This is a genomic window from Pseudomonas sp. McL0111 (genome assembly GCF_052567255.1).
Genome location: NZ_CP199585.1, coordinates 3116765 through 3142717, shown reverse-complemented (window position 1 = coordinate 3142717; position 25953 = coordinate 3116765). Strand labels below are relative to the sequence as shown.

General features: G+C 56.2%; 26 protein-coding genes and 1 pseudogene. 17 read left to right on the top strand and 10 right to left on the bottom strand.

Annotated features, from left to right (window positions below):
- Positions 1 to 521: 521 nt before the first annotated feature.
- On the top strand, positions 522 to 1772 hold the full coding sequence (locus ACTWLJ_RS14360; RefSeq protein WP_025112897.1) for a ribonucleotide-diphosphate reductase subunit beta: 1251 nt from the start codon (positions 522 to 524) through the stop codon (positions 1770 to 1772).
- 93 nt (positions 1773 to 1865) lie between these two features.
- The gene (locus tag ACTWLJ_RS14355; protein ID WP_445181285.1) at positions 1866 to 2657 is read left to right on the top strand and encodes an HNH endonuclease; all 792 of its coding nucleotides are present in this window, start codon (positions 1866 to 1868) and stop codon (positions 2655 to 2657) included.
- Between the two features lie 22 nt (positions 2658 to 2679).
- Here the strand turns inward: ACTWLJ_RS14355 and ACTWLJ_RS14350 are convergent, their stop codons facing one another.
- The 3 genes from ACTWLJ_RS14350 to dcm form a co-directional block, all read right to left on the bottom strand.
- On the bottom strand, positions 2680 to 3150 hold the full coding sequence (locus tag ACTWLJ_RS14350) for a very short patch repair endonuclease (RefSeq protein ID WP_445181284.1): 471 nt from the start codon (positions 3148 to 3150) through the stop codon (positions 2680 to 2682).
- A 14-nt stretch (positions 3151 to 3164) separates the two neighbouring features.
- Positions 3165 to 4493, bottom strand: coding sequence for an MvaI/BcnI family restriction endonuclease (locus ACTWLJ_RS14345; protein WP_445181283.1), 1329 nt, complete (start codon positions 4491 to 4493; stop codon positions 3165 to 3167).
- 81 nt (positions 4494 to 4574) lie between these two features.
- On the bottom strand, positions 4575 to 6011 hold the full coding sequence (gene dcm / locus ACTWLJ_RS14340) for a DNA (cytosine-5-)-methyltransferase (RefSeq protein WP_445181282.1): 1437 nt from the start codon (positions 6009 to 6011) through the stop codon (positions 4575 to 4577).
- A 574-nt stretch (positions 6012 to 6585) separates the two neighbouring features.
- Here dcm and ACTWLJ_RS14335 point away from each other — a divergent pair.
- Positions 6586 to 7095, top strand: coding sequence for a BRO-N domain-containing protein (locus ACTWLJ_RS14335; RefSeq protein WP_445181281.1), 510 nt, complete (start codon positions 6586 to 6588; stop codon positions 7093 to 7095).
- 263 nt (positions 7096 to 7358) lie between these two features.
- Positions 7359 to 8345, top strand: a complete 987-nt coding sequence (locus ACTWLJ_RS14330; protein ID WP_445181280.1) for a hypothetical protein — start codon at positions 7359 to 7361, stop codon at positions 8343 to 8345.
- Between the two features lie 3 nt (positions 8346 to 8348).
- On the opposite strand, the gene ACTWLJ_RS14325 is transcribed toward ACTWLJ_RS14330, so the two are convergent.
- The 3 genes from ACTWLJ_RS14325 to ACTWLJ_RS14315 form a co-directional block, all read right to left on the bottom strand.
- Complete coding sequence (locus ACTWLJ_RS14325) at positions 8349 to 9539, bottom strand: hypothetical protein (protein WP_445181279.1); 1191 nt, start codon at positions 9537 to 9539, stop codon at positions 8349 to 8351.
- Between the two features lie 117 nt (positions 9540 to 9656).
- Positions 9657 to 10805 (bottom strand): hypothetical protein, encoded by a 1149-nt coding sequence (locus ACTWLJ_RS14320; protein ID WP_445181278.1) that lies wholly within the window; start codon positions 10803 to 10805, stop codon positions 9657 to 9659.
- Between the two features lie 90 nt (positions 10806 to 10895).
- Positions 10896 to 11711 (bottom strand): sulfite exporter TauE/SafE family protein, encoded by an 816-nt coding sequence (locus ACTWLJ_RS14315; protein WP_445181277.1) that lies wholly within the window; start codon positions 11709 to 11711, stop codon positions 10896 to 10898.
- 112 nt (positions 11712 to 11823) lie between these two features.
- Here ACTWLJ_RS14315 and ACTWLJ_RS14310 point away from each other — a divergent pair, with 112 nt between their 5' ends.
- On the top strand, positions 11824 to 12591 hold the full coding sequence (locus tag ACTWLJ_RS14310; protein WP_445181276.1) for an AraC family transcriptional regulator: 768 nt from the start codon (positions 11824 to 11826) through the stop codon (positions 12589 to 12591).
- 93 nt (positions 12592 to 12684) lie between these two features.
- Positions 12685 to 13002, top strand: coding sequence for an XRE family transcriptional regulator (locus ACTWLJ_RS14305; RefSeq protein ID WP_445181275.1), 318 nt, complete (start codon positions 12685 to 12687; stop codon positions 13000 to 13002).
- A gap of 64 nt (positions 13003 to 13066) precedes the next feature.
- On the opposite strand, the gene ACTWLJ_RS14300 is transcribed toward ACTWLJ_RS14305, so the two are convergent.
- A complete protein-coding gene (locus ACTWLJ_RS14300; protein WP_445181274.1) occupies positions 13067 to 14137 on the bottom strand; it encodes an MBL fold metallo-hydrolase in 1071 nt (356 codons plus the stop codon).
- A 217-nt stretch (positions 14138 to 14354) separates the two neighbouring features.
- On the opposite strand from ACTWLJ_RS14300, the gene ACTWLJ_RS14295 reads away from it, so the two are divergent.
- The 4 genes from ACTWLJ_RS14295 to ACTWLJ_RS14280 all read left to right on the top strand — a co-directional run bounded on the left by ACTWLJ_RS14295 (position 14355) and on the right by ACTWLJ_RS14280 (position 18296).
- Positions 14355 to 14963 (top strand): TetR/AcrR family transcriptional regulator, encoded by a 609-nt coding sequence (locus ACTWLJ_RS14295; RefSeq protein WP_445181273.1) that lies wholly within the window; start codon positions 14355 to 14357, stop codon positions 14961 to 14963.
- Positions 14964 to 15119: 156 nt separating this feature from the next.
- Entirely contained in the window at positions 15120 to 16196 is a 1077-nt protein-coding gene (locus tag ACTWLJ_RS14290; RefSeq protein WP_445181272.1) for a diguanylate cyclase, read from the top strand.
- A 189-nt stretch (positions 16197 to 16385) separates the two neighbouring features.
- A complete protein-coding gene (locus ACTWLJ_RS14285; protein ID WP_445181271.1) occupies positions 16386 to 17705 on the top strand; it encodes a methyl-accepting chemotaxis protein in 1320 nt (439 codons plus the stop codon).
- Positions 17706 to 17762: 57 nt separating this feature from the next.
- Positions 17763 to 18296: a DUF1003 domain-containing protein gene (locus ACTWLJ_RS14280; protein WP_401220523.1), complete on the top strand. Its 534-nt coding sequence runs from the start codon at positions 17763 to 17765 to the stop codon at positions 18294 to 18296.
- Here the strand turns inward: ACTWLJ_RS14280 and ACTWLJ_RS14275 are convergent, their stop codons facing one another.
- Positions 18297 to 19238, bottom strand: a complete 942-nt coding sequence (locus tag ACTWLJ_RS14275; protein ID WP_445181270.1) for a LysR family transcriptional regulator — start codon at positions 19236 to 19238, stop codon at positions 18297 to 18299. It abuts the gene before it with no gap.
- 89 nt (positions 19239 to 19327) lie between these two features.
- Between ACTWLJ_RS14275 and ACTWLJ_RS14270 the strand changes: the two genes are divergently transcribed.
- Together ACTWLJ_RS14270 and ACTWLJ_RS14265 are read left to right on the top strand one after the other, a co-directional pair.
- Positions 19328 to 20029 carry a CTP synthase C-terminal region-related (seleno)protein gene (locus ACTWLJ_RS14270; protein WP_445181269.1) on the top strand — a complete coding sequence of 234 codons (702 nt, stop codon included), beginning with the start codon at positions 19328 to 19330 and terminating at the stop codon, positions 20027 to 20029.
- Complete coding sequence (locus tag ACTWLJ_RS14265; RefSeq protein WP_445181268.1) at positions 20026 to 20340, top strand: antibiotic biosynthesis monooxygenase family protein; 315 nt, start codon at positions 20026 to 20028, stop codon at positions 20338 to 20340. Before ACTWLJ_RS14270 ends, ACTWLJ_RS14265 begins: the two co-directional genes overlap by 4 nt.
- Positions 20341 to 20470: 130 nt before the next feature.
- Here ACTWLJ_RS14265 and ACTWLJ_RS14260 read toward each other — a convergent pair whose 3' ends face one another.
- The gene (locus ACTWLJ_RS14260; protein WP_445181267.1) at positions 20471 to 20797 is read right to left on the bottom strand and encodes a DUF2025 family protein; all 327 of its coding nucleotides are present in this window, start codon (positions 20795 to 20797) and stop codon (positions 20471 to 20473) included.
- Positions 20798 to 21018: 221 nt separating this feature from the next.
- Between ACTWLJ_RS14260 and ACTWLJ_RS14255 the strand changes: the two genes are divergently transcribed.
- Together ACTWLJ_RS14255 and ACTWLJ_RS14250 are read left to right on the top strand one after the other, a co-directional pair.
- Positions 21019 to 22146 carry a glycerophosphodiester phosphodiesterase gene (locus ACTWLJ_RS14255; RefSeq protein ID WP_445181266.1) on the top strand — a complete coding sequence of 376 codons (1128 nt, stop codon included), beginning with the start codon at positions 21019 to 21021 and terminating at the stop codon, positions 22144 to 22146.
- Entirely contained in the window at positions 22147 to 22830 is a 684-nt protein-coding gene (locus tag ACTWLJ_RS14250) for a helix-turn-helix domain-containing protein (protein ID WP_445181265.1), read from the top strand. It begins immediately after the preceding gene.
- Between the two features lies 1 nt (position 22831).
- Here ACTWLJ_RS14250 and ACTWLJ_RS14245 read toward each other — a convergent pair whose 3' ends face one another.
- Positions 22832 to 23710, bottom strand: a complete 879-nt coding sequence (locus ACTWLJ_RS14245; RefSeq protein ID WP_445181264.1) for a sterol desaturase family protein — start codon at positions 23708 to 23710, stop codon at positions 22832 to 22834.
- A 162-nt stretch (positions 23711 to 23872) separates the two neighbouring features.
- On the opposite strand from ACTWLJ_RS14245, the gene ACTWLJ_RS14240 reads away from it, so the two are divergent.
- The 3 genes and pseudogenes from ACTWLJ_RS14240 to ACTWLJ_RS14230 form a co-directional block, all read left to right on the top strand.
- A complete protein-coding gene (locus ACTWLJ_RS14240) occupies positions 23873 to 24178 on the top strand; it encodes a PepSY domain-containing protein (protein WP_445181263.1) in 306 nt (101 codons plus the stop codon).
- Between the two features lie 166 nt (positions 24179 to 24344).
- On the top strand, positions 24345 to 25523 hold the full coding sequence (locus tag ACTWLJ_RS14235) for a GAF domain-containing sensor histidine kinase (RefSeq protein WP_445181262.1): 1179 nt from the start codon (positions 24345 to 24347) through the stop codon (positions 25521 to 25523).
- 182 nt (positions 25524 to 25705) lie between these two features.
- Positions 25706 to 25855: pseudogene (locus ACTWLJ_RS14230) on the top strand (ATP-binding protein); the annotation flags it as partial.
- Between the last annotated feature and the right edge of the window lie 98 nt (positions 25856 to 25953).

The window sequence follows — 25953 nt, the reverse complement described above, 5'->3', positions numbered from 1 at the left end:
AGGGTCGATTCCAGCCCGGCTTCGGTCGGGCTCAGTTGTGTCTGTAGTCGTTCAAAAGGGTTGCAAACCACAAGATATAGTGAAAAACGCGGTTTTTTGCTCATTTCTTGAACAACCAAAGCCGTGCGAAAAAATTAATGAAAAAAAATTCTCAGGGGCCAATCCCGGCGAAAGCCCTGTAAACCCTCGCTCCGACAGAAATACCCCTCCCGCTCGACCGCCCTGCGCCAATTCGACCTCCCCCACGAGCGCATTTTTTTCCCTATAATGCGGCCCTAATCGGGTCAGCAATATTCCCTTACAGGGATCAATAGCCAGTCTGAAGCCCCGCAGCAGCGTCCAACGCTGATTGCGCCCGTCAGAGGCTCTCGGAACCCCGTACAAAATTCTGTTTTATTGCCTGCGTTTAGCTGCTGCAAAAAACGATTCCTTTAGATCCAACGCGGTCTGTATGGCCGTGTGAAAAACCAAAAATCAGGTTTCACACGGGCGACAGGCCCTCACGCAGGAGACGACACGTCATGCTGAGCTGGGACGAATTCGACAAAGAAGACAGTGAAGTAGCAGCAGTGAAAGGCGCCAACGCCGGCCACGCTACTGAAGCCAACATGGACCGCCTGGACAACGCCGGCGGCGCCGCAGCGCTGGAAGCCCGCGCCGTCACCGCATCTGACTCGGCCGCCGTGGCCCGTGCCAAGGCTGCACTGAACACTCTCGACGTCGCCGAAGGCCTCGCCGAACTCGAAGGCGCCTCCGCCCGTGTCGCCGTTGACGAAAAGCGCATGATCAACTGCCGCGCCGACCTCAACCAACTCGTGCCATTCAAGTACGACTGGGCCTGGCAGAAGTATCTGGACGGTTGCGCAAACCACTGGATGCCGCAAGAAGTCAACATGACCGCCGACATCGCCCTCTGGAAAGACCCGGAAGGCCTGACCGACGACGAGCGCCGCATCGTCATGCGCAACCTCGGCTTCTTCTCCACCGCCGACTCCCTGGTTGCCAACAACCTGGTGCTGGCCGTGTACCGCCTGATCACCAACCCGGAATGCCGCCAGTACATCCTGCGCCAGGCATTCGAAGAGGCGATCCACACGCACGCCTACCAGTACTGCATCGAATCGCTGGCCATGGATGAAGGCGAGATCTTCAACATGTACCACGAGATCCCGTCGGTCGCGAAAAAAGCCACCTGGGGCCTCAAATACACCCGTTCGATCTCCGATCCGAAGTTCGAAACCGGCACCGTCGAAACCGACAAAGAGTTGCTGCGCAACCTGATCGCCTACTACTGCGTTCTGGAAGGCATCTTCTTCTACTGCGGCTTCACCCAGATCCTCTCCATGGGCCGTCGCAACAAAATGACCGGCGTCGCCGAGCAGTTCCAATACATCCTGCGCGACGAATCCATGCACCTGAACTTCGGCATCGACGTGATCAACCAGATCAAAATCGAAAACCCACACTTGTGGGATGCTGAAATGAAGGAAGAAGCGACCCAGATGATTCTGCAAGGGACTCAACTGGAGATTGAATACGCTCGTGACACTATGCCTCGCGGCGTGTTGGGCATGAACGCGGCGATGATGGAGGACTATCTGAAGTTCATCGCTAACCGTCGTTTGTCGCAGATTGGTTTGAAGGAAGAATATCCAGGGACGACTAACCCGTTCCCTTGGATGAGCGAGATTATGGACTTGAAGAAAGAGAAGAATTTCTTTGAGACTCGGGTTATTGAGTATCAGACTGGTGGGGCGTTGAGCTGGGATTGATCCCTACTTAAAATTTAGCCACAAAAAAGCCAGAAGTGTTTACTTCTGGCTTTTTTTTAACAAAAAAACACTTGAAAAGCCTCAAGGATATTTATGGCGATTTACTGGGAAAACATATTCGAAAATTTCGGAATAAAAACGGTTTCCAAAACTGATAAAAGCAAATCTGCATATGTTTTAAATACTCAGCAAAAAGCTGCCATGGACGCCGCTGGGTGCACAGCCGAACCTAACGGACCAGTATTTAATATAACAATTTTGCTAGACCCAGAAACCTCATCCGTATCAGCCACACGATATGACTCCGAAAGAGTGACTGATGAAACACGAAAACCAGAACCCAGGGTCGGCAGAGAGTTTATTAGTGACTGGCTAAAAACAGGCGACCGCGTGGTAATCGGCAACATTGGCACCGATATATTTGCTGCCAAACTTAATCCCGAACCACATCCTGAGAGTCAGCGTACAGCAAGCGACCAATCAAAAGACACCACCGATAGCATAATAGATACGTTAGCGGACAAATTAAGCTTAGAAAAAATCTACAAAAAAGCCCGAGCAGCATCGGAGAGCCAGAAAAATAAAACTAGAACCGTTATTAGACATGAGTACTCGCGGAACGATTGGATCGCGGTAGCCGCGATTTCGCGGTCAAAAGGGCGATGCGAGATGCCCAAATGCACCCACGAGCTTTTCATGAAAGATAATGGCAAGCCTTATCTTGAAGTACACCATATTATTCCCCTGAGCGAAAATGGGCCGGACACTATTGAAAACACTGCAGCGCTTTGCCCGCACTGCCACAGAAATTTACACTCAGGAGTCGATAGAAAAATATTGAGAATATTGCTAAAGAAAAATATCAACCAGAAGATGAAACCTTAGTAACTTCTAATACAACACCGACTCATACATGGTCCGCCACCAGAGGCCGAGGAGGAACACTCGGCCAATTTTGTTGAAGCTTATCCAAAGCTGCGATCATAACTTGCAAACTGGAAATATTATTAAAAGAATGCTTCAGCCCGCACTCCCAGACAACAAGAACCCGCCATCCCATATCCTTCAAGCAACTTAACTGAACTTCATCTCTCCTTACATTTCCGCCAAGCTTTTCCTCCCAAAATGACCTTCGGCTTTTAGGGGTTACAGCGTACACACACCCACTATGATGATGCCAAAAACACCCATGAACGAAAATAACCAATCTATATTTTGGTAACACCAGGTCCGGCCGACCTGGCAAATCGCGACGATGAAGTCTAAAGCGGTAACCACAAGAATGTAGATAACGACGGACGAGCAACTCTGGCTTGGTATTTTTACCTTGGATGCCCGCCATCATTCGAGATCGAGTTACGCTATCAACGACATCCATTACTCACCGCCCCTTCACAGATCTGTTAGCAACACCTTTTCACTTCTGTCATACAAATGACCTATGTTTTTCCAAGCAACTCTAAACTGGTTACGTTTCTTAGACTTCCACCTATCACCTTGGAGCTTCATATTAATCCCCGGATCGTGATAAACGACATTGGAATATAAAGCCTGCAAAAGAGATTTCAACCCTGCCCCCTCACACAGATAAACCTCTGGCCCATATCTAAAGTACCGTATATCACGCTCTTCAACGGTATAAGTGACAAAGGCTGTTTGTGCATGCTTCCGCGACCAGTGGGTTAGTATTTTGTTAAACGTCCAGCCTGCAGCGACCCGTCCAAGACTATCCCTAAGAACAAGACCCCCAAGCGGGTCTACGACCTCACCTTTGATAGGATCGTAACCCTCCATACGCAAAGTAAGACCACTGCGCTCGTGAGCAATATTTACCAAATGCCGCCCGGTGAAATCGCGCCTTAGCTCACCGCAAACACCATATTCACAGAGAAATTTTTCTAAGTTGGCAAGATAGGTACCAGAGTCTGGCTCCGGGGTCATCAAGGTTACAGCCCCAGAACCATGAGACTTTAACTCCCACCCTTGGAAATCCGGTTCAGAACGTCCATTGGGAATGATCCCAAACAGACTCTCCAAAGTGTAACCGGCACCATTTTTAGCTTGATACTCCATTATCTTGCCATCGGAACCTAAACGGCTAGAACGTACTGGCCCACCAAGATAAATATCTGCAAGTCGATTCAAAAGCAAGACACGCCCTGTCTCGACAGGCCGCTCTAACTCGTAAAAAACGGACGCAACCTTGGAAGCCGAGCCTGTTCTAATACGAGCAATAGCGTCTCTCGCGAGTTTTCCGTCCCAATCTCCCGAGTAGGTAAGTACAGTACCGTCGTCGCACATTCCCAAGATTAGACAACGATGAATATTTTCTCGGGAGAATCGCTCTTCTATTGTTGGGGGGCGCATCAACCGAGATGGCGCCAACGCTGAGCCACGGAGAAACCCAGACATTCTCACTTCCGGATAACGTGGATAGAGTATTAGCTGTGCGCCTGGAGCAGGAGAAGGTAAAGCGTCACTTTGAATATCAATCCAACTCAGTTTCAACTGAGCCTTGAACATCAACCCTTTATCTTTGGTAGGCTCACCTATTAAGTCGCCGTGAGGGATAAGACGCAGAACGTCAAAATCACTACCAAAGTAAATTTGCTGTTTGGAGTTGTCATTGTTCGCCAACAACTTGAAAACCACGCGCTTCGCCCCATGGTTGCGCATGACCCTGGAAGCGAATTCCAGCGGAGACTCATTAGCTACCAACACCAACCACTCCCGAATTTAGCCTACATCGAAGCGGCAGCGCCGCTTGATGATTAGTAGTGGCTAAATATCACTACAGGAGCCCTAGTTGGCAAGCGCAATTTCCAGCTGAGGCTCCTCCACATCACTATTTTTTCGTTTCGCTTCCAAAATTCTACCTTTCATTAAATGCGCTACAGCCTCGAAAACAGGTACCGCCACCGAGTTTCCAAATTGTCTGTACGCTTGGGTATCGGAAACAGGAATCACAAATTTGCTCTCGCCTGGCTTGTCGAATCCCATGAGACGCGAGCACTCATGGGGAGTCAATCTGCGCGGACGATTAAGCTGATTTAGCTCACTATTGAAGTCCAAGGTTTCCAAAAACCCACGGTCGACCAGGATTTCCGAACCGTCTTTGTGATATCTCGCCGACAGGGTACGGGCCACGTCGTTTGGCCCGGTCAAACCAAAGCCAAAACCGTTGCCCTTCTCGCGATGCTTGGCAGCGTAGCGATAGAGATAATCCCAAAGCTTTGGCGTGAGGATATATTTTTCATCCACATCCTTATCAAGCAGATCACCGAAGCTAGGTCGCTGCTTAGGTATGTACTTGCTGATGTCGCGCAGTGTGAATCCTTGGTGAACATTCAAGTCGCGACGGAAGCCGACCAGAACGATTCGCTCACGATGCTGAGGTACGAAGTGCTTGGCATCAATCACCTTTGGGTCTGAGCCCTTCGGCGCATTTACGTCTGCGACCTCGTAGCCCAATTCATCCAGCGCTTCGCAAATGATCCGGAACGTATTGCCCTTGTCATGGCTTTTGAGGTTTTTCACGTTCTCAAGCAAGAATGCGGCCGGGCGCTTCGCGGCAATAATCCGCGCCACATCGAAAAAAAGAGTGCCTTGAGTCTCACATTCGAAACCGTGCTTACGGCCCAAGGAATTCTTCTTGGAAACACCTGCAAGCGAAAACGGCTGGCATGGAAAGCCTGCCAACAGAACATCGTGATCAGGAATTTCACGATCAATATTCTTGTAGGCTTCCTCGTCACTGATTTCGGGTTTGTCAGAAAGCGTTACCGAGCGGATATCGAGATTGAAGCGATGACGGGCCGGATCGCAGAAGTGGTTCGCCTTGTAGGTTTTGACGGCGTACTTGTTCCATTCGGATGTGAACAGGCACTCACCACCGATAGCTTCAAACCCTTTTCTGATACCACCAATACCTGCAAAGAGATCGATAAAGGTGAATGAAGGTTTGTGGTTCAAACGCTTGGGCAACAGATCCTTGAGACGAGTGAACTCAATATGGGAGAGCTTCGGCGAGGCTTTTCCCTTGATCCAGCGATTGATGGTTTCACGACACCAGTGGCTCGGGCTCACATCGTTGAGAATTTCGGCCAACTGTCCTTGGTCGTAGATCTCCAGCAGCTTGTTCAGCAGAGCCAGATCAGTTACTGGATGGGTATCAGGCTCGTAGGAACTCGAGGCCGTTTCGCTCAAGGATTCAAAAGAAGGCGTTTCAAAAAGATTCATGAGCCCGAAAATCCTCTGGGTCAAAGCTGTGACGAATGGTCACCATTCTAGCCCGCAAAACTTCAAAGTAAATGAAATTTCCTGGATTCCGTGAGATGAGTCGTAGCGACACGGAACAATGGGAGAGCGGGATCAACGGCAAGCCAATACTGGATATAAACACAGCATAATTTACTCTCCGCTATTGTCCAGGTTTCATTTCGCCTCTCAAGCAGTAGGAAAAGTCGTTGGTTGACGACTACCCCTGATGCCCCTACCCTCAGCTCCGAGCCTAAGAAACTCTACAAACCAGAGCGGTCCTCCGCACCCGACAGTCATGCGGCTTTTTTTCGTCTGCGGTTTCTCTACGTCTGCGAAAAATCCCGTTATGTCGGGAGTGGGCGAATACAAGACCCGAAAGGGGAATATGTCCGGCCCGTCTCTGGTGGGTTTCTTAGCTCCCGACACCCATAACGAATGCCCTAAGAAAGCAGCCAGAGGTAAATGGAAATGCCTGACTATCCAACCTTCATGATGAAGGTGAATCGCTGTACCTGCCGTTCGAATCCCGCGCTTCCGAGTCCGGAGGCACGTCATGTCTGAACCACTTTTACCGACTCGCTTCACTCGCAACAAAGCGCACCTGCACGCACTTCTGGTGGAGAACCAGGCTTGGCTCTGCGCCAATGAATTGGGTCGTTTGATGGGCAAACATCTTGATGAGCGCCAATTGCGCAAACTCGATGATGATCAACGACAACTGATGCGGATCGAAATTTACGGAGAGGCTGAGGAACACTGGATGGTGAGTGAGTCCGGTGTGTATGCCCTTCTGGTCTATCACTTCTGCCCTGAGCATCGGCAGCTTCGCGAGTGGCTGACGCACCAGGTTGTTCCTGCGCTGCGTGATGCTCGTCCGTCGCGTTCGGTCGAGCGCCCGACGTTAAGCGTGCTGAGCTGGCCGCAGATGTCGTTGAGCATGCTGCACTGGCAGGATGAGCCGTGGATTCGTCTGCGGGATATGCCTTGTTTGCTGGCGGATGATCCGTGCAATCGACGGGAATCCTGGTGGCGCAAGGCTTCGCGATTGCTGCGTGGATGCTGATGGTTTAAAAATCCGCTGTTTGAGTTTTCAAGCAGCGGATTTTTTGCGTCTCCAAATGCTTGGGGCCGCTTCGCAGCCCAGCGGGAGCAAGCTCCCTCGCCACAGGGTGAGGCGTGGCCTGCAATGGCGGTGGGAGTATTGAGCCGAGAATCGCCACCAGGCTGGCTCCCACAGGTTTTGCATCATCCTGAAAACAATCAGTGCATCCCGCTTCACCTCCCGCTATTAATACCCCTCCCCCACTCAAGGACCCGAGCCCCACCATGAAATTCGATCTCGCTTACTGCCTCAGCCTCGACGACAAGTTGTCGATCTATGACGTTCGCGATCTCAATTTCGATGAGACGGTGGCGTTCGACTCGGCCAAGGAGCACTTCCAGTGTCCCAACGATGCCTGTCGTTCGGCGTTCGATGCGGCGAACGAGTTGGGTACGTTCAACGCCAAGAATGTGAATTACGTACGCACGCCGCATTTCAAGAATCTGCCGAGTACGCAGCATGTGGCGGGTTGTCCGTATGTGAGTTTGAAGGCGTCGGCGTCGGGGCTTGAGTTGGAGGATGGTGAGGCGGATGACGGGAGGGAGGAGCATTTCCCTTCGGAGTTGTTGCTGACTCGGCGAGAGTATGTGCGTAAGCCTGCGGCTCCGGCCGGGGCGGCTGATGTGTTGCGTGATGATGTGCTGCCGGTTAAAGCGGCAACTGCGAAAGAGTCGCCGAGCCGCGAGACGGCACCGGACAAGACCAGTGTTTTCGCGCATCCGGTGGAGTGTTTTGTTTCGAACTTCGCCGACAAGGAGTTGCTCAAGCGTGTGCCGTTGAAGATCGGCGAGCACACGGCGCCGTACAGTTCGTTCTTCAAGAAGATTGAATATCTGACGGACAACAAGGGGCTGATTTACTGGGGCCGGATCAAGAAGATCGAGGACTTCCACAGCGCCAGTTTCCGTATCGATTTCGAAGACAAGGTCTGGTTCAAGAAGCCTGAGGACAGCAAGAAGAAGCCTTACCCGGTCAGCGTTTATCTCAATAAAAAACTGATCGACAACTACCGCAAGCGCAAGGCGTTTCTGGAAGAGATCAAGCACGCGATCGACAGCGACAAGGAGTTGTTCTGTTTCTTCTATGGCGTGACGCCGGAGTTGAAGCAGGTGCCGGGCAAGAAGAACCCCGAAAAGCCATTCGAGGTCTTCAATGCCGATATAGAGAACCTGGATCACTTCATTATTCGTGAAGCGCCGGGTCTGGCGTGATGGTTAGCCCTGGGGCAATTGCAGTTTGACGGCGCCGGGGTGTTGTTTGACGAGTGAGTACGGCAGGATCGACCAGTCGGGGCTATCGCAGGAGCGTTGTACGCGAGCGAAGTAGGCGCCGAGGTACAAGCCCTTCTCGGTGAAGTACCAAGGTGAAGTGCCCCAGATGCTCTCATCCTGGAAGTTGCAGTCGTCATCTCCCGTCGGTTTCTTCATTTCTGTGGGGTACAGAGCGGTGAATTGCTTGATCACCCAAGGCACCAACTCTTTGCTTTCATACTGATAACGCGCGTCGCTTTCGGCCTCGCTCAGAGGTTTGTCGCCAGGGCTGTCGCGCTCGGCATGCAAAATCGGCGTGCCCTTACCTACCCAAAAGACATCTTCGAGTGACAATGGGTGGCCGGTTTTCACATCAATGTTGAGGGGTGAATCGCCAAAATCAGGATGCGCGCCGCCGCAGTAATAGCTGGTCGAGATGTTCAGGCTGACCACGGCAGGCGAGATCATTTTCGGTTCTGCCTGCTGCATGAACTCCACGTTCTCCCCGCCCTGTAATTGGCAGCCGTGATAGCTGATGACTTCATTCCAGAGGCGCCCGAGCAACTGCTGGTTAACCCGTTGCTGATCATCTTTCGACAATCCGGACTCCACGCTGAACAGCGAAATTTTTGTCTCAGGTTCCGTCCACCATTGCAGGTCGTAGCCCATGAAGTTTTCTTTCTTCGCCGGTTTCAGCTTGAGTCCCATCAGGCGCAGATACTCGTAAGGCTCGCCATTGGGCAGTGCGGCAATGAACGGCAAAGTTGCTGAGGTGGGCGCGGGAAGTTTCGCCTCGGTGAGCTTCACCGGCAGTTTCTTGCCCTTCGGACTTTGCCACTCGCCCTGCCAGCCGTTGCCGGTTTCTTCCAGTTTCAACGTTGACAGCGGCTTGTCGTCACCATAGCGATTATTGCCCTCGGTCAAGGTCAGCGTGCTGTTCTGCAACGCGCCACTGAGCGGCAAATCACGATGGTATTTTTCGTAGAAGTAACGACCGGTTACTTCGTCCTGCTGCGTGGTATTGAGCTCTACGACGATCGGCATTTTGCCCAACGTGCCGGTGAACACGCGTCGGCCATCATCGGCGTGGACACTTGGAGTCAGCGAGAACAGCACAGCAGCGCAGGTTGCCAGGCGCATCAGTCCCTTGAGCATTGATCGTACCTTGAAAGAGGCGGAGGCCGCGCCGGCATTTGAGGGCCGGCGTGGATAAATTCGCGGCGATTATGGCGGGGTTGGGGTCAGGAATCGAGGTTCTGTTTGCACTTCGACTCAGGGCAGTTGCAATCCAACGCCGCCGGGATGCTGTTTGACCAGGTCATAGGGCAGCACGCCCCACTCGACGTATCCGCATACGGCGGCGGCATGTGGATACGACGGCGTGAAGGTGATGCCTTTTGCGCCGAAGTACCACGATGGGAATTGCCAGGGTTGCGGCTCGTCATACCCGCAGTCGTTTTCGCCTTCGCCAATGACGGTCATTTCTTTGCGATGAAGTTTTAACAACTGCGTGACCAGCCAGGGCGCAAATTCTGTGGAGCGATAGTTGTAGTATTCCTTTGAGGCCTTGTCCGACGCGCCTCCATACCCCGCCACAAAGTGAAGTGGCTTGCCCTGCCCCACCCACACAACATCCTCAAGGGTCAGCAACTTGCCTGTTTGGGTGTCGAAGTTGAACGATTGAACATCTTCATTTGGGTGCGCGGCGCCCTGACAGTAAAACTCGTTGGTGGTGCGCATGCTCATAACTGTCGGCGTCATCCACAGCGGCTGGCTGGATTGCGAATAACCACCCGGGCAACCGTAGTATCCCGCCACATATCCCCACAAACGCGCCATCAACTCTTGATTGATCCGTTCCCGCGCTGGCGGCGAATAACCCGACACGACTTCAAACAGCGAGACCTGCGATTGCTCCTCGCGCCACCATTGCAGCGTGTAGCCCATGAAGTTATCGGTTTTGCCTTTTACCAGTCGCAGACCTTGCAGCCGCAAGTACTCGTAGGGGAATTTGTCATGCAGGTTGGCGAGATACGGCAAGGTACCGGCAGGAACATCGGGAAGCGTGGCGGGCTGCAATTCGACCTTCAGGACTTTCCCCGCCGGGTTGCTCCACTCGCCGCTCCAGCCGTTGAGTTTCGGCTGCAGGCGCAGCGTCGGGCGCGAATCGCCATCCATTACCGCGCCTTCGATCATCACCAGTGCGTCGCCTTCTTTGCTGATGTCCAGCGCCAGGTCTGTGCGGTACTTTTTGTAGAAGTAACGGCCCTGGTTGTAGCGGGTGTCGATTTCCACAACGATCGCGGCTTTGCCCAGGGTGCCGGTGTACACCTGCTTGTCGTCGTCGGCCCATGCCCGGGTCGAGAGAAGCGAACCGACGAGCAGCAAAATGGCGGAGATTCGTAACAATCCGCGATACATCATTTCATCCTTGAGTGACAGGGCGTTTGCCCGGTGGAAAGCGTTGCGGATTATGTCGAGGTTACGTGGTGGAAACGAGCGCTGTCGCCTTCAACTCAAGCACATGCTGATCATCACCATCAGCAACAGCCCAATGTACACCCGCGCATGCACCCGATCCGGAATCCGCCCGATCCACGGCGTGGCCAATCTGATCCCAAACAACGAACCCAACGTCAGCAGTGCAAACGCCAGCAAATCCACGTACCCGACAAACCAAGCGCCCAAATCAGCCTGACTGAACCCGGCCAGCGCCATGTACGTGAGCGTTCCAGCCAACGCCACCGGCACGCTCAGCGGGTTGGCCATGGACGTCGCTTGCGACATGCTCAAGCCACAACGGCGCAACAGCGGCACGGTCATGACGCTGCCTCCTACACCGAGAAACGTCGCGATGGCGCCAATGCCTACACCGCCTGCGGAAGTTTCCGTGCTGCCAAGTCGGCGTGGGATGACGTCTGCGTTCTGGGTGAGAAATCCGCGCCTGAGCACGCAGTCGACAATGGTCACGCCGAGGTAGGCGATGAACGCGTAGCGAATCACCTCGCCACTGACCCACACCGCCGCTATCGCGCCGATCACTGAGCCCACGGCAATAAACCCGCCCAATGGCCACAGGTAATGGCGGATGAGATTGCCGACGCGGCGATGTTTGTCGGTGGCGATCAGGGCATTGACGATCATCACACAGGTCGAGGTGGCGACGGCGATGTGCATTGCCGATTGGCCGATCGGGTCGTCGGCGCCGTGGCTGGCGCTGAGCAGGCTGTAAAGCAGCGGCACAACGACGAAGCCGCCGCCGAAGCCGAACAGTACGGCGGTGATGCCGGTCATGCAGCCGAAGCATGTGAGCAAGAGGTAGAACATTTCGCGGCGTCCTTTTAGGGAAGGCTCACGAAGATAGAGCGGGACGTCTTGGCCTGCTTCAGCAACTCAGCCAATAATGTTTGCGTTTACGCCAACTGCCGGGAATCGCTCGATGCGCAATGTTTCGATCAATCTGCTGGATGACACGCCGCGCCAGGTGGTGGCGATCGGTACGGATTATTCCCACGGCCATCGGTTACCGGGTCATACGCATCGACGGGCGCAATTGCTCTACGGCGCGACCGGTGTAATGCAGGTCAGCACACACGATGGCAACTGGGTGGTGCCGCCGCAACGGGCTGTATGGATTCCACCGGGAGTGGCGCATGAAGTGCTGATGCTCGGGGTCAGCACCCGCAGTCTGTACATCGAGCCGGATGCGGTGGATTTGGGCGATTGTTGTCAGGTCATCAGCGTGTCGCCATTGATGCGGCACTTGTTGATGGAAGCAGTAGAGATACCGCTGACGTATGACCTGATCGGGCGCGACGCCGCTCTGATCGACCTGCTGCTGCACGAACTCGTTCGCAGTGCGCCGCTGCCGCTGCATATTCCGCTGCCGGCTGAAGGAAAGTTGCTCGCGCTGTGTCAGAGTTTTCTGCATCAGCCGAACGCGCATCAAACACCGCAACAGTGGGCGGATCAGTTGCACGTAAGCTTGCGCACCTTCAACCGATTGTTTCGCCATCAGACCGGAATGAGCTTCAGCCAGTGGCGGCAGCGCGCCTGCGTGGTGCTCGCCCTCGCCCGCCTGGCGGCGGGTGAGCCCGTGACGCGAATCGCCGTGGACTTTGGTTATGAAAGCCCGGCAGCGTTCTCGACGATGTTCCGGCGCATCCTCGGTCAGGCACCGTCCGTCTGGTTGGAGGCGGCGAATTAGGGCAAATCAAAAAATGCGTTTGATCCCGGCCGAAAACAACTGTACAAAAACACAGTACATTTTCAATCAGCACTCTTGAGCCCGGAGCACACCATGGCCTCTCTTGCGATGAACCACATCCTCGAACGTATCGCCCTTTTCCAGTTCACCCCGACCCATTGCGTCCAGGCACGAGCAATGCTGGGCTGGAGCGTGGATCAACTGTCGCGAGAAGCCGGGGTTTCTGTGGACGACATTCACCGATTTGAAACGCAGCAAGACGTAGCGGATGCAGCGCGTCTGGCGATTGCGTACCGGTTTGAAGCGCAGGGGCTGGTGTTCTTTCCCGGGTTTGCGCCGGGCCGTAGTTCGAGTGCACAGGGAGCGGTGCCGGAATCTGTGGGGCGTGGGGATTATGCGATGGCTGAATAATGATCTGTAGCGAGGGGATTTATCCCCTCACCACTAAATCTGCATCAGCATGAACTAGATAACATCAGGCGTTCTGCACCACCGCTTCCCGCTCCCCTTCAACCCCCAACCACCACGCGCTCCCGCGTTGCGGCTGCGTCAGGTTAAACACCTCACCCATTTGCGGTGTGGTGATCGAAACGCTGCGCTCCCACGCCAGTGCGAGGATGCGGTCAAACGGTTCATGCCAGGCGTGCATTGCCAGGTCGAACGTGCCGTTGTGGATGGGGAATAGCCAGCGGCCCTTGAGGTCGATGTGGGCCTGCAGGGTTTCTTCGGGTTGCATGTGCACATGCGGCCATTCGACGTTGTAGGCGCCGGTTTCCATCAGGGTCAGGTCGAAGGGGCCGTACTGTTCGCCGATGCGTTTGAAGCCATCGAAATAGCCGCTGTCGCCGCTGAAGAAGATCCGGGTGTCGCCGTCGATCATCACCCATGAGGCCCAGAGGCTGCTGTTGCCGTCAAACAGACCGCGCCCCGAGAAGTGTTGCGACGGGGTGGCGACGAAGCGAATGCCGGCGACTTCGGTGCCTTGCCACCAGTCGAACTGGCGCACCTTGCTGGCGTCGATGCCCCATTTGATCAGGGTGTCGCCAACGCCCAGTGGCGTCAGGAAGACGTTGGTTTTGTCGGCCAGTTTGAGTACCGCCTGGTAATCGAGGTGGTCGTAATGGTTGTGGGACAGGATCACCGCTTCAATCGGCGGCAGCTCGTCGATGCTGATCGGCGGCTGGTGAAAGCGTTTCGGGCCGGCCCATTGCACCGGCGAGGCGCGCTCGGCGAACACCGGGTCAGTGATCCAGAATTTGCCCTGCATTTTCAACAGCAGAGTCGAGTGGCCTAGACGGTAGACGCTGTGGTTCGGCGCTGCCATCAGATCGGCGAGTGTCAGGGCCTGTACCGGGATCGGCGAGGCCGGCCGGGTGTTGCGCGGTTTGTGGAAGATCATGTTCCACATGATGCGCAGCATTTTGCGTACGCCTTCACGTTGTACCGGCGCGTGATTGCGGAACAACCCTTGATCCTGTCGAGAGGCTTCAGGCGTGGACGCAGCGTTCATTGAGACGTTATCCGCAGGGGAAATTGACTTGGCCATGACTGAGTGACTCCAGAAAAACCGCACAATTCACGGTTTTCCACGGTGGGACGATAAATGGCCAAAGCACGCACGCATCAGCCGAACTTTCTGTTTTTTAAGTTGCGAGGATTAACGCAACATTACACTGGTCGGTGTAGTTTCGTAGGTTGCATCAAAGCTGATGACAAGTAAACTACCAAGTGTAATTTCGACCTTTTCCTACCGAAGCGTATTTATGACAGCTCCACAGCGACTCACTGACCGCAAACGCGAAGCCATCATCCTGGCGGCGATTGCCGAATTCCGTGCCAACGGATTCGAGGTCACCAGCATGGACAAGATCGCGGCCACCGCCGGGGTGTCGAAGCGCACGGTGTACAACCACTTCCCCAGTAAAGAAGAGTTGTTTGCCGAGATTCTTGGCCAGTTGTGGACACGCATCAGTGAGGAACTGACGGTCACCTACAGCGCCGATCAGCCCCTGCGCGAGCAATTGCGGCAGATGCTGTTGGCGAAACTGCAAATGATGGCGGATGACAACTTCCTCGGTCTGGCGCGAGTGGCGATTGCCGCGACCATCCATTCCCCGGAGCGTGCGCAGGACATGGTGGCGCGCATGGGCGAACGCGAAGAAGGTCTGACCGTTTGGATTCGCGCCGCCCAGGCTGACGGTCGATTGAAAGCCGTGGACCCGGAGTTCGCCGCCCACCAGATGCAAGGGCTGCTGAAGTCGTTCGGCTTCTGGCCGCAGATTTCCATGGGCCGTCCACCGCTCGACTCCGCCACGCAAAACACTGTGGCGGAATCGGCACTCGACATGTTTCTGGCTTGCTACGAGCGCTGATTAGCCGCTTTCCAGCACCTGCCCACGGTTAAATGGCTCGGAAGGACACTGATTATTCCGGTTGGAATAAATGACAATGTCCGGCAAATTACCGATGACCGGTAAGTCTGAAAAAACACGACAAAGTGTTTCAGATTGGATCTGGCGCAGAAGATCATGGAAAACCAACGCGGCAAGGGCTTGTCATTCGCCAGACGTATTTATGTGCCGAGAGTCATCGGTCTGAGCTTCGGCTTTTTCAGTGTCGGTGCAGCGCTGTATTCATTGAATACACCGTCATGGCTTTGGGCACTGTTGCTGTTCAATGGTTTTGTCTGGCCGCATCTGGCCTATCAGATCTCGAGCCGATCAGCTTTTCCCTATCAGGCGGAACGCCGCAACTTGTTGTATGACTCGTTGCTTGGCGGTTTCTGGGCTGCGTGTGTGCAGTTCAATCCGCTGACCACTGTGACCATTCTGTCGATGATGACCATGAACAACGTTGCTGCCGGCGGGCAACGTCTGTCGCTGCTTGGCGCCCTCGCCCAACTCGGCGGCATGTTGCTCGGTTGTGCGATTTTCGGATTTAACCTCAATCTGACGATGACCCAGGCACAGGTCTGGGCCTGCCTGCCGATGCTGACCCTGTATCCCTTGGCGCTGGGCATGGTCTATTACCGGCTGGCGATCAAACTGTCCCAGCACAAACGCGCACTGAGTGCCCTCAGCCGTACCGACAGCCTCACCGGCCTGCTCAACCACGGCGCCTGGAAAGATTTACTGCATTTGAAGTACCAGCAATGTCGCCAATACAACACTCAGGCGACGCTGGCGCTGATCGATATCGATCACTTCAAAATCATCAACGACAGCTACGGGCATATCGTCGGCGACGCGGTGTTGCGCCAGCTAAGTCGTGAGTTGAAATTCCTGCTCGATGAAAGCGAACTGGCCGGGCGATATGGCGGCGATGAGTTCTGCGTGATTCTGCCGAATCTGCCGCTGAATAAAGCCGAAGCCTTGATGGAGCAGCTGCGCGCGGCCCTGCTGCAATACCGTCATCCCGATGTGCCGCAATTGCGGGTCAGCCTGAGCATTGGTCTGGCACGCTTTCAACCTATGTACAAGGACGCACTCGACTGGCTGGACGACGCCGACAAGGCGCTCTACACCGCCAAACACACGGGCCGCAACACTATCAGCGTGGCACGGCCCCACCCGCAGGCAACCGACGCCAATCACTCCAGCGCTTAAAACCTATACAAAACTCATACAAAACACATTCTTGTACAACTTTATGAAGTTTTGTATAAGTATCCGGCTGTCAGTCAAGGAACGCTGGCATTGAGCAGTCAACGCCGAAAGCCGCCCGGGCTTTCGGCGTGCCAGCGTGGGAATAAGGACTGAATCCTCGATCCTTCCTGTTTCCAGAGTACCGCCAGCATGTTTTTCAATCGCCACAAGTCCGCCCTCGACGATCTCCAGCGCACCCTCACCGAACAATCCGGCCTGCTTGATGCGATTGAACGCTCCATGGCCGTCATCGAATTCGATCTCGATGGCGTGGTGTTGCGTGCCAACGAAAACTTTCTGAAGACCACCGGCTACACCTCCGAACAAGTGATCGGCCAGCCCCATCGACGTTTCTGCACGCCCGAGTTTGGCCGCAGCGCTCAATACACGGAGTTGTGGTCACGGCTGAAAAACGGTCAGTTGCAGTCCGGCACGTTCGAGCGGGTCGACAGTCAGGGTCAGCCAATCTGGCTCGAAGCCAGTTACAACCCGATCAAGGACGCTTCGGGACGCGTGGTCAAGGTGGTGAAGTACGCCATGAATGTCACCGCCAAGGTGCAACAGGAAAGCGAAGCCAATGCCAAGTTGCAGGCGATCGATCGGGCGATGGCGGTGATCGAGTTCAACCTCGACGGCAGTATTCTTTCGGCCAATCAGAATTTTCTGACACGCATGGGTTACACCTTCGCCGAGCTCAAGGGCAAACATCACCGGATGTTCTGCACACCACAACTGGCCAACAGCAGCACCTACCAGGATTTCTGGCGTCGGTTGAATCAGGGCGAGTTCTTCCACGGTCAATTCGAACGCGTTGATAAACGTGGGCAGACCGTGTGGCTGGAGGCCAATTACAACCCGGTCTACGACGCCGCTGGCCGTCTGTGCAAAGTGGTCAAGTTCGCCTCGGACGTCACCGCGCGAGTCCAGCAGCACGAGCAGGATGCACGCAGCGCCAGCGCGGCCTATCACATCTCGGTCGCGACCCGAAAAGTCGCCGAACAGGGCACGCAAGTGATTCAACAAGCCGCCAGCGAGATGCGCGAAATTGCTGAAGACATTGCGCAGTCCTCCACGCTGATCGCACAACTGGGCGAGCGCTCCGAGCAGATCACAGCCATCGTCAATACCATCCGCGCGATTGCCGACCAGACCAATCTGCTGGCGCTCAATGCCGCGATTGAAGCCGCACGTGCCGGCGAGCAAGGTCGCGGATTTGCCGTGGTGGCCGATGAGGTGCGGCAACTGGCGGCGCGAACCAGCGGCTCGACGGCGGAGATTTCCAGCATGATCGGGTTGATTCAGAGCGAAACGCGCCAGGCGATCAAGAGCATGGACGGCACCCGTGATCGCGCGGCCGAGGGCGTCGAGCTGGCGAATCAGGCGGGAACGGTCATTCTGCAGATCCGCGACGGTGCCAGTGAAGCGGAACAGGCCGTGAGTATGTTTGCCAATGAGCGCTCGCCGGGCTGAGAGCGCTGCAAAGCAGGGCTATAGTGACCTTCAGTCCCAAGCCCTGCCGAGCAGATCATGACCACAGAAAAAACTGAAACCCCTGCCACCGCTCCCGTCGATCATCTGCGTTTTCATCGCCCCCATGCCCATCTGGCAACCACCTTCGGCAACGACACCTTCGCCCTGCGCGCCGAAGCGTTTGCGCGATTCTTCGGCACGCCGACATTTCTCGGTGCGCAAACCCTGATCGTGGTGTTGTGGGTTTGCCTCAACGTGTTTGGCGTGACTACGTTCGACGTTTACCCGTTCATCCTGCTCAACCTCGCGTTCAGCCTGCAATCGGCCTACGCCGCGCCGTTGATTCTGCTGGCGCAAACCCGTCAGGCCGCGCGCGACAAGGCGCAATCGGATGCCGACGCGCAACACCGTGAGGCCATAGCAATCGCCAACACCGAGCGTCAGGCTCAGGCCGAGAAGAACACCGCGCAATTGCTCGAGCTGCTGGAACAGAACACCCGCCTCACCGAAATGACCAAGAACCTGACCGAACGCATCGAGAACCTCACCAGCGAGATGCACCAGCACATGAGCCAGAACCCGCAGCGCTGATCATGGCAAGCGCAATGCCCGCCCGAGCTCATCGAACAGCGTGACCACCGAGCGTAACGCCCGGCAGTCCGGGCGGGTCAGCAACCACAGCGCGGTGTCGTACCCGTGCAACGGTTCGCTCAGGGCTTGCAGGCCATCAGTGATCAGAAAATCCGGCAACGCTGCCACGCCCAGCCCGGCCCGTACCAGTTCCGTCACCGACAACATGCTGTTGCAGCGATAACCCGGAGTGACGCCGGGCAAGTGCTGGCGGCGCCAGGCGATGGTCGGATGATCCGGCAGAAAGTCGTCCGGGGCGATCCAGGTCAGAGCAGCCAGATCCGTGGCATCAACGTTTTGCAGGTAACGGGAACTGGCGCAGACCCGGTAGGAAATCTTCGCCAATTGCCGTCCGACCAGATGCTCCGGCGGTGTGCGTGTCAGGCGCAGGGCAATGTCGGCATCACGTCGGCTGAGGTTGGCGAAATCGTTGGAGGTGCTGAGTTCGATGGTCAGCGCCGGGTAGGACGGCATGAACTGCGCCAGTGCCGGCAGCAACAAACCTTGCAACACTGAATCGGTGCAGGTCAGCCGCACGGTGCCGCTGATCACTTCCCCGCCCTGCTCGACCCCGATTCGCGCCGCTTCCAGTGCCTGTTCGGCGCGTTCAGCCTGTTCGGCCAATGTTTGTGCGAGGGTGGTCGGCAGGTAACCGGCGCGGCTCTTTTCGAACAGTTGCTGACCGAGTGCGGCTTCGAGTCGGCGCACGGCGCGGAACACCGTCGACACATCGACCTTCAACAGCTGCGAGGCGCGGGCCAGAGAGCCGCCACGCACCAGTGCGAGGATCAGCGCCAGATCCGGGTAGTCGAGTCGATAGTGCGCGGTTGCATTGATCAATTGGGATAACGCCAATATTGAGTGCGTGAACGCCAATCTATAGTGAGCACCGTCAATGAACAACTTTGATTCTGATAACCCAATATTCCTGTGGTGAGGGGATTTATCCCCTCACCACAAAGAAGTCATCGCCCACACAAAAAGGAAATCCCATGGACGCTGTTTCCATCGCCCTGATCGGCGACTACGACCCGCAAGTCACCGCGCACCAGGCGATTCCTGTCGCCCTCGGTCTGGTGGCCGAACACACCGGCCTCACCGTGAAATTCGAATGGCTGCCCACCGATCAGATCCACGCCGACACCGCGCTGGAGCGCTTCGACGGCATCTGGTGTGTACCTGCCAGCCCCTACAAAAGTGAAGAAGGCGCACTGCGGGCGATCCGTTTTGCCCGCGAGCAACAGCGACCTTTCCTCGGCACCTGCGGCGGTTTTCAGCATGCGGTGCTGGAATTTTCCCGCAATGTGCTGGGCTGGGCTGATGCGCAACATGGCGAGACTTCGCCCGAATCCGCCCGCGCAGTGCTCACGCCTTTGACCTGTTCGCTGGTGGAAGCCGTGGACAGCATTCATCTGGTGTCCGGTTCGTTGATCGCCAAGGCGTACGAAACTTCGGAAATTCGTGAAGGCTATCGCTGCCGCTACGGTGTGAATCCGCAGTTCGAACGCGACTTGCTGACCCATCACCTACAGGCCACCGGACACGATACGGCAGGTGATCTGCGGGTGATTGAATTGAAAGATCACCGGTTTTTCGTCGCAACGCTGTTCCAGCCGGAACGCGCCGCGCTCAAAGGACAAGTGCCGCCGCTGGTGCGGGCGTTTGTCGAAGCCTGCGCGGAGCATCGTCAATGACAGCGGGCAAAGAGTGTTACGCGGTGATTTTCACTTCGACCCGCACCGAGGGTGACAACGGCTATGCCGAGGCGTCCGAGCGAATGATGGAACTGGTCAGCGAGCAGCCGGGGTTTCTCGGGATTGATTCGATTCGTGGCGCGGACGGGGTCGGGATCACGGTGTCGTACTGGGACAGTGAGGCAGCGATTCTGGCGTGGCGGGGACACCCCGAGCATCGGGTTATACAGGCGCGGGGGCGGTCGGAGTGGTATTCGGCGTTTCATACGCGGGTGTGTCGGGTGGAGCGGGATTATCGGTTTGGGCTGTGATTTTGTGGTGTGACTACTGGCCTCTTCGCGGGCAAGCCCGCTCCCACAGGTTAATGCGTCGTTCTAAAAATCACGCTGTACTGTGGGAGCGGGCTTGCCCGCGAAGAGGCCCAAACAGTCACCGCAAACCTCACCCCCTGACCAGACTGCGCACCGCCACAATCTCCGGCACTTCACGTTTATCCATATAAACCCGCAACGGCTCGGTAATGTTGATCCGGTCATCAATGTTCTGATCCAGCAACAGCTGAATCAGCTCACGCTTCAAGGTCATGGTCGTATCAGAGACCGCTGTCCAGACGAACTCGCTGGTGGGAATAATCCCGTCATCGGCCACGTCCATGCCGAACGAATCTTCGCTGAAACGCACGATGTACTGGCCGGTCTTGCGGTTGAGGCCGACAAAGCCTTTGAGATCGTCGGCGGCCTGGCAGATAAGCTGGGAAGTGATGCGCATGGTAAACCTCACGAAAAAGTCATCGATGGTTTACACGCAAGGCAAATACAGGGCGCGCCCTCTGCCGGGGCGGCTGCCGTGGGCAAGCGTACTGCAAACAACCACACAAAAGCGCAGAAAAAATCGCTTTTAGTACGTTTATGTCGGTCTCGCGATAGCACGCAAACGATTCAGTTGTTAAAAGGGACGTCTTTGAAAATCCCTGCGAAAGGACCTCGACCATGCCCGCCACTTTCACCAAAAGCGCCCTGCTGCTGAGCCTCATGCTCGGTCTCGGTCAGGCTCACGCCGCCAGCCAATCGGCTACCGATGCCCTCGCAGCCGCGCACGGCATTCCGCACCCGGCGGTGATCGCCCACCGTGGCGCCTCGTTCGATGCCCCGGAATCCACCGCTGCCTCGTACAAACTGGCCCGCGACCTTGGCGCCGATTACCTGGAAATGGACCTGCAACGCAGCAAGGACGGCGTGCTGTTCGCCCTGCACGACAACAACCTGCAACGCACCACCGACGTCGCCAGCAAGTTCCCGGATCGCAAGGACAGCCCGGCCAACGCCTTCACCATGGCCGAACTGAAAACCCTCGACGCCGGTAGCTGGTACAACACCAAGTACCCGGACCGTGCGCGCCCGGCCTATGCAGGCCTGAAAATCCTCACCCTCGATGAAATCATCGACATCGCCCAGGCCAACCCGCAACACAAACCGGGCCTGTACATCGAAACCAAAGAGCCGCAACTGTTCCCGGGCATCGAACACGACCTGAAAGAAAAGCTCCAGACTCGTGGCTGGCTGAACCCGGCGGATTCGAAACCGGCGAAAAACCAACTGGCTGTCGGTGAAGGCAAAGGCAAGGTGATCCTGCAAACCTTCGAGAAAAACAGCCTCGAATTGCTGCAGAAAGAAATGCCGCAAGTGCCGAAAATCCTGCTGCTGTGGGTCGGCGAAGGTGGCATGGAGCCGCAATCGAAAGTGTCATTCGCTGATTCCGGCGACAAGGACAAATCCACTTACTACGCCAGGCAACAGCCGAAATCCGAAGCTGAATTCAAGCAATGGATCGACTACGCCAAGGCCCAAGGCGCAATCGGCACTGGCCCTTCGGCAGCGCTGACCCATGGCGGCGATCAAAGCTATTCGGACCTGGTGCAACCGTGGATGAACAAGTACACCCACGACAAGGGCATGCTGGTCCACGTCTACACCATCGACGAACCAGTCGATTTCCAGAAAGTCATGGCAGCCGGGGTTGACGGAATCTTCACCAACCGCGCCAGCGAACTGCTGAAGTTCTACAAACGCCCTGCGGCAGAAACTGTTGATCAGTTGCTGAAGAAAAACGGCTACTGAGTGACAACAAACACCGAGTGGACAGGCCGCCTCTGGCTGGGGCGCGACTATGGCCTGATCCACGGAGTGTCGGGGCGCACTGCGCCCCATTCCCACTATGCGCACCAGATCATCCTCGCCCCTCAACGTCCGGCCACGGTGTTGCTCGATGGCGCGACGATTAGCGCTTCCCGGCTGATGATTGCTTCGCACACGCGCCACGCGATCATCGATGCGCCTGATCCGCTGTTTACCGTTTATGCCGAACCGTTGCTGTTTGCCGAGCACGCTTTGCGCGATGCGGTGTTCGCGTGTGAACTGTCGCTCCCGGCACTGGATCTGGCGTTGCGCCAATGTCCGCGCCGGACGCTGGACGACCCACGTATCGAGCGCGCACTCGCCGCTGTCGACGCCTCACTGACCGACAAAGTCGCGGCCCGTGCGGTTGCCGACTCTGCGCATTTATCGCTGAGTCAGTTGCAGCGTTTGTTCGTCACTCAGGTTGGTTTGCCGGTGCGCCGACTGGTGCTCTGGCGTCGTTTGCGTCTGGCGATGGCATCGATCCTTGCGGGCAGCTCGGCCACCGAAGCGGCACACGCTGCCGGGTTCGCTGATTCGGCGCACTTCTCGCGCAGTCTGAAAAAGCTATTTGGTGTCACCGCCCGTCAGGCTTTGCAGCAAATCGAATTGCAGTTGCTGGTCTGATTCACCGACGCAGTTCGGGTGGCACTGGTGGTTCGCGGTTTAACGTCACTGCTACAAACGGATCAAACAGTTGCGCCAAATAGTCCCGAGGGAAATCCACACGACTGCCAATCCCCAGATCGCCTTGGCGAATCTGATATTCGCGGGTGTAAAACCCCGTCCCCAACAGCCAATCCCACACGTTGAAGAACAGCGCGAAATTGACGTCCCCTGCCCGCCCGTACTTCATGTGATGAAAGCGATGCAGCGGCGCCCAGGCGAAAATCCAGCGCAATGGCCCCATGCGGATGTCGACGTTCGAATGCTGCAACAGCAGTTGAATGGCGATGGCAAACGCCAGCAGCGCCGCGACCTGCGACGGGATGCCCAGCATTAGCAATGGCAGCAGCCCGGAAGTTGCCTCCAGCAGTTGATGCAACGGATGCTTCATCAAGCCGTTGAAGCCATATAAACGTTCAACACTGTGATGCACCGCGTGTAACCGCCACAGCCAAGACACGCGATGACTGGCGTAATGCATCAGGCTGATACCGGCATCGGCAATGACAATCGCCAGCCCCAGTTGCAGCCACAGCGGCCATTCACGCGGCCACGCACCGTCGATTGCCAACAGTGCCGCCAGTCCCGGCAATGCCAACAAGCCCACGGCGTTCAACGCTTCGTTAACCAGTGCATGCAGGATGTCGCGGCGCCGATCTCCGGCTGGCCGGTTCCAGCACGGTTCATAGGGCAGCGCCCATTCCGCGACAAACGAAACGGCCAGCGCGACACCAAACAACGGCAACAACCACAAAGTCGAAACGTCGGCCAACCACAGCGCGCCCCCAATAAATCCGCCCCAGAACAGCGGCGCGTATAACCCGGCAATCATTCGTTTCATGTGTACCTCCATTGATCGAGGACACAGCATGCGAATGTTCAACCAGCAACAATTGAACAAACGACGCAATCGAAATGGGGTTTTAAGGGTGAATTAAGTTGCGCTGGTTAATCTGGCCCCACTGAAACAGCACAACCCCATTCGACACCAAGGAACGAACCGATGAAAACTTTGACTGCCCTGTTTACCGCTGCCGCCCTGACTCTTACTGCTGGTCTGGCTCAGGCTGATGTCCGCGTCGACCAGATCCCTGAACTGATCAAGTCCGGCAAAATCAAGTCGCTGGAGTCGATGAACGCCGAAGCGCTGAAACTGCACCCGGGTGCAACCATCACCGACACCGACCTGGACAACCACTTCAACGGTTATGAGTACGAAGTTGAACTGCGTACTCCGGATGGCAAGGAATTCGACGTGGACTTCGATGCCACCACCGGCAAAGTCCTGAGCAACAAGCAAGACACTTGATAGATAGCGCTGGCCACCAAGCCGCATGATTTTCGAATCGTGCGGCTTTTTTGCGTCTGGCATCAGGCGAATCGCTTCAGCCCTGCAATCAATGCGCGCCAAGCTCCGATCAGCCCGCTAGTATTGCCGTGGACTGATGACACAACGGTAGAAGAAAGCGATGGGGATGGAGCAAACAGCGGCGGCAGATATCGCGACGATCGGACGGATCAGCGCGGTTCCGGCGATCTTGCAGGTCATTCGCGAACTGACCGGCATGCGCTTCGCGGCAGTGGCGCGGGTGACCGAGAACTCGTGGACGACCTGCGCGGTGCTCGATCAGCTGGAATTTGGCTTGCAGGTCGGCGGTGAGCTGGATGTGGTCACCACCTTGTGCCATGAAATCCGCCAGTCGCATGTGTCGGTGGTGATCGACAAGGCCAGTGAAGACCTGCTCTACCGCGATCATCACACCCCACGCCTGTACAAATTCGAAAGCTACATTTCAGTGCCGGTATTCCGCACTGACGGACGATTCTTCGGCACGATCTGCGCCCTCGATCCGGTTCCGGCGCAGCTCAAATCCAGCAACATCCAGAGCACCATGGAATCCTTTGCACGGATGCTCGCGTTGCAGATCGAGGCCGAGGAAAACCTGCAACTGACTGAAATCGCCTTGCAGGATGAACGCGAATCCAGCGAGTTGCGCGAGCAATTCATCGCCGTGCTCGGCCATGACTTACGCAATCCATTGTTCGCCATCAGCGCCGGCACCGAAATGCTTCTGCGCAAACAACCGGAACCGGCGATTGCCACGCGGCTGCGGCAGATTTTGACCAGCGCCCAGCGTGCGACACGGCTGGTGGATGACGTGCTCGACTTTGCCCGTGGGCGTCTGGGCGGCGGTATTCCGCTGCAACGCCAGCACTGCGCCGACCTGCGTCCGCTGCTGGAACATGTGATCAGCGAAATTCACAATGTGCATCCCGGGCGCCGCATTCTGGCGACTTTCGACGAGTTGCCAGCGCTCGATTGCGACCGCGAGCGGCTCGGCCAGTTGTTATCGAACCTGCTGGCCAATGCGGTGGCCCATGGCGATCCGAACGGCGCCATCGAAGTCTGCGCGCGGATCGATGCCGGGCAGTTTCTGCTGACCGTGAAGAACACCGGCACCGTCGATGACAAGGCACTGCCGCACCTGTTCCACCCCTACTCGCGCCCGGTCGGCAACACGCCGCAAGCCGGCCTTGGACTGGGCTTGTATATCGTCAGCCAGATCGCCAAATCCCACGGCGGGCGGATGGACGTAACCTCGAACACCGAGCACGGCACGACGTTCACCTTCAGCCTGCCAATCATCCCCTGATCAACCCAATACCCTTGTGGGAGCGAGCTTGCTCGCGAAAGCGGTGTGTCATTAAACGATGATGGCGACTGACACGACGCCTTCGCGAGCAAGCTCGCTCCCACATTGGGATTGTGGTGTTCCTAGGATTATCAGGCGGAGCTGCTGCCGGAATCCTGCAAGGCCTGAAGCAACGACGCCGGCGCCCGGTCGGCAACACGCCGCAAGCCGGCCTTGGACTGGGCTTGTATATCGTCAGCCAGATCGCCAAATCCCACGGCGGGCGGATGGACGTAACCTCGAACACCGAGCACGGCACGACGTTCACCTTTAGCCTGCCAATTATTCCCTGATCAACCCAATACCCGTGTGGGAGCGAGCTTGCTCGCGAAGACGCTGTGTCATTAAACGATGATGGCGACTGACACGACGCTTTCGCGAGCAAGCTCGC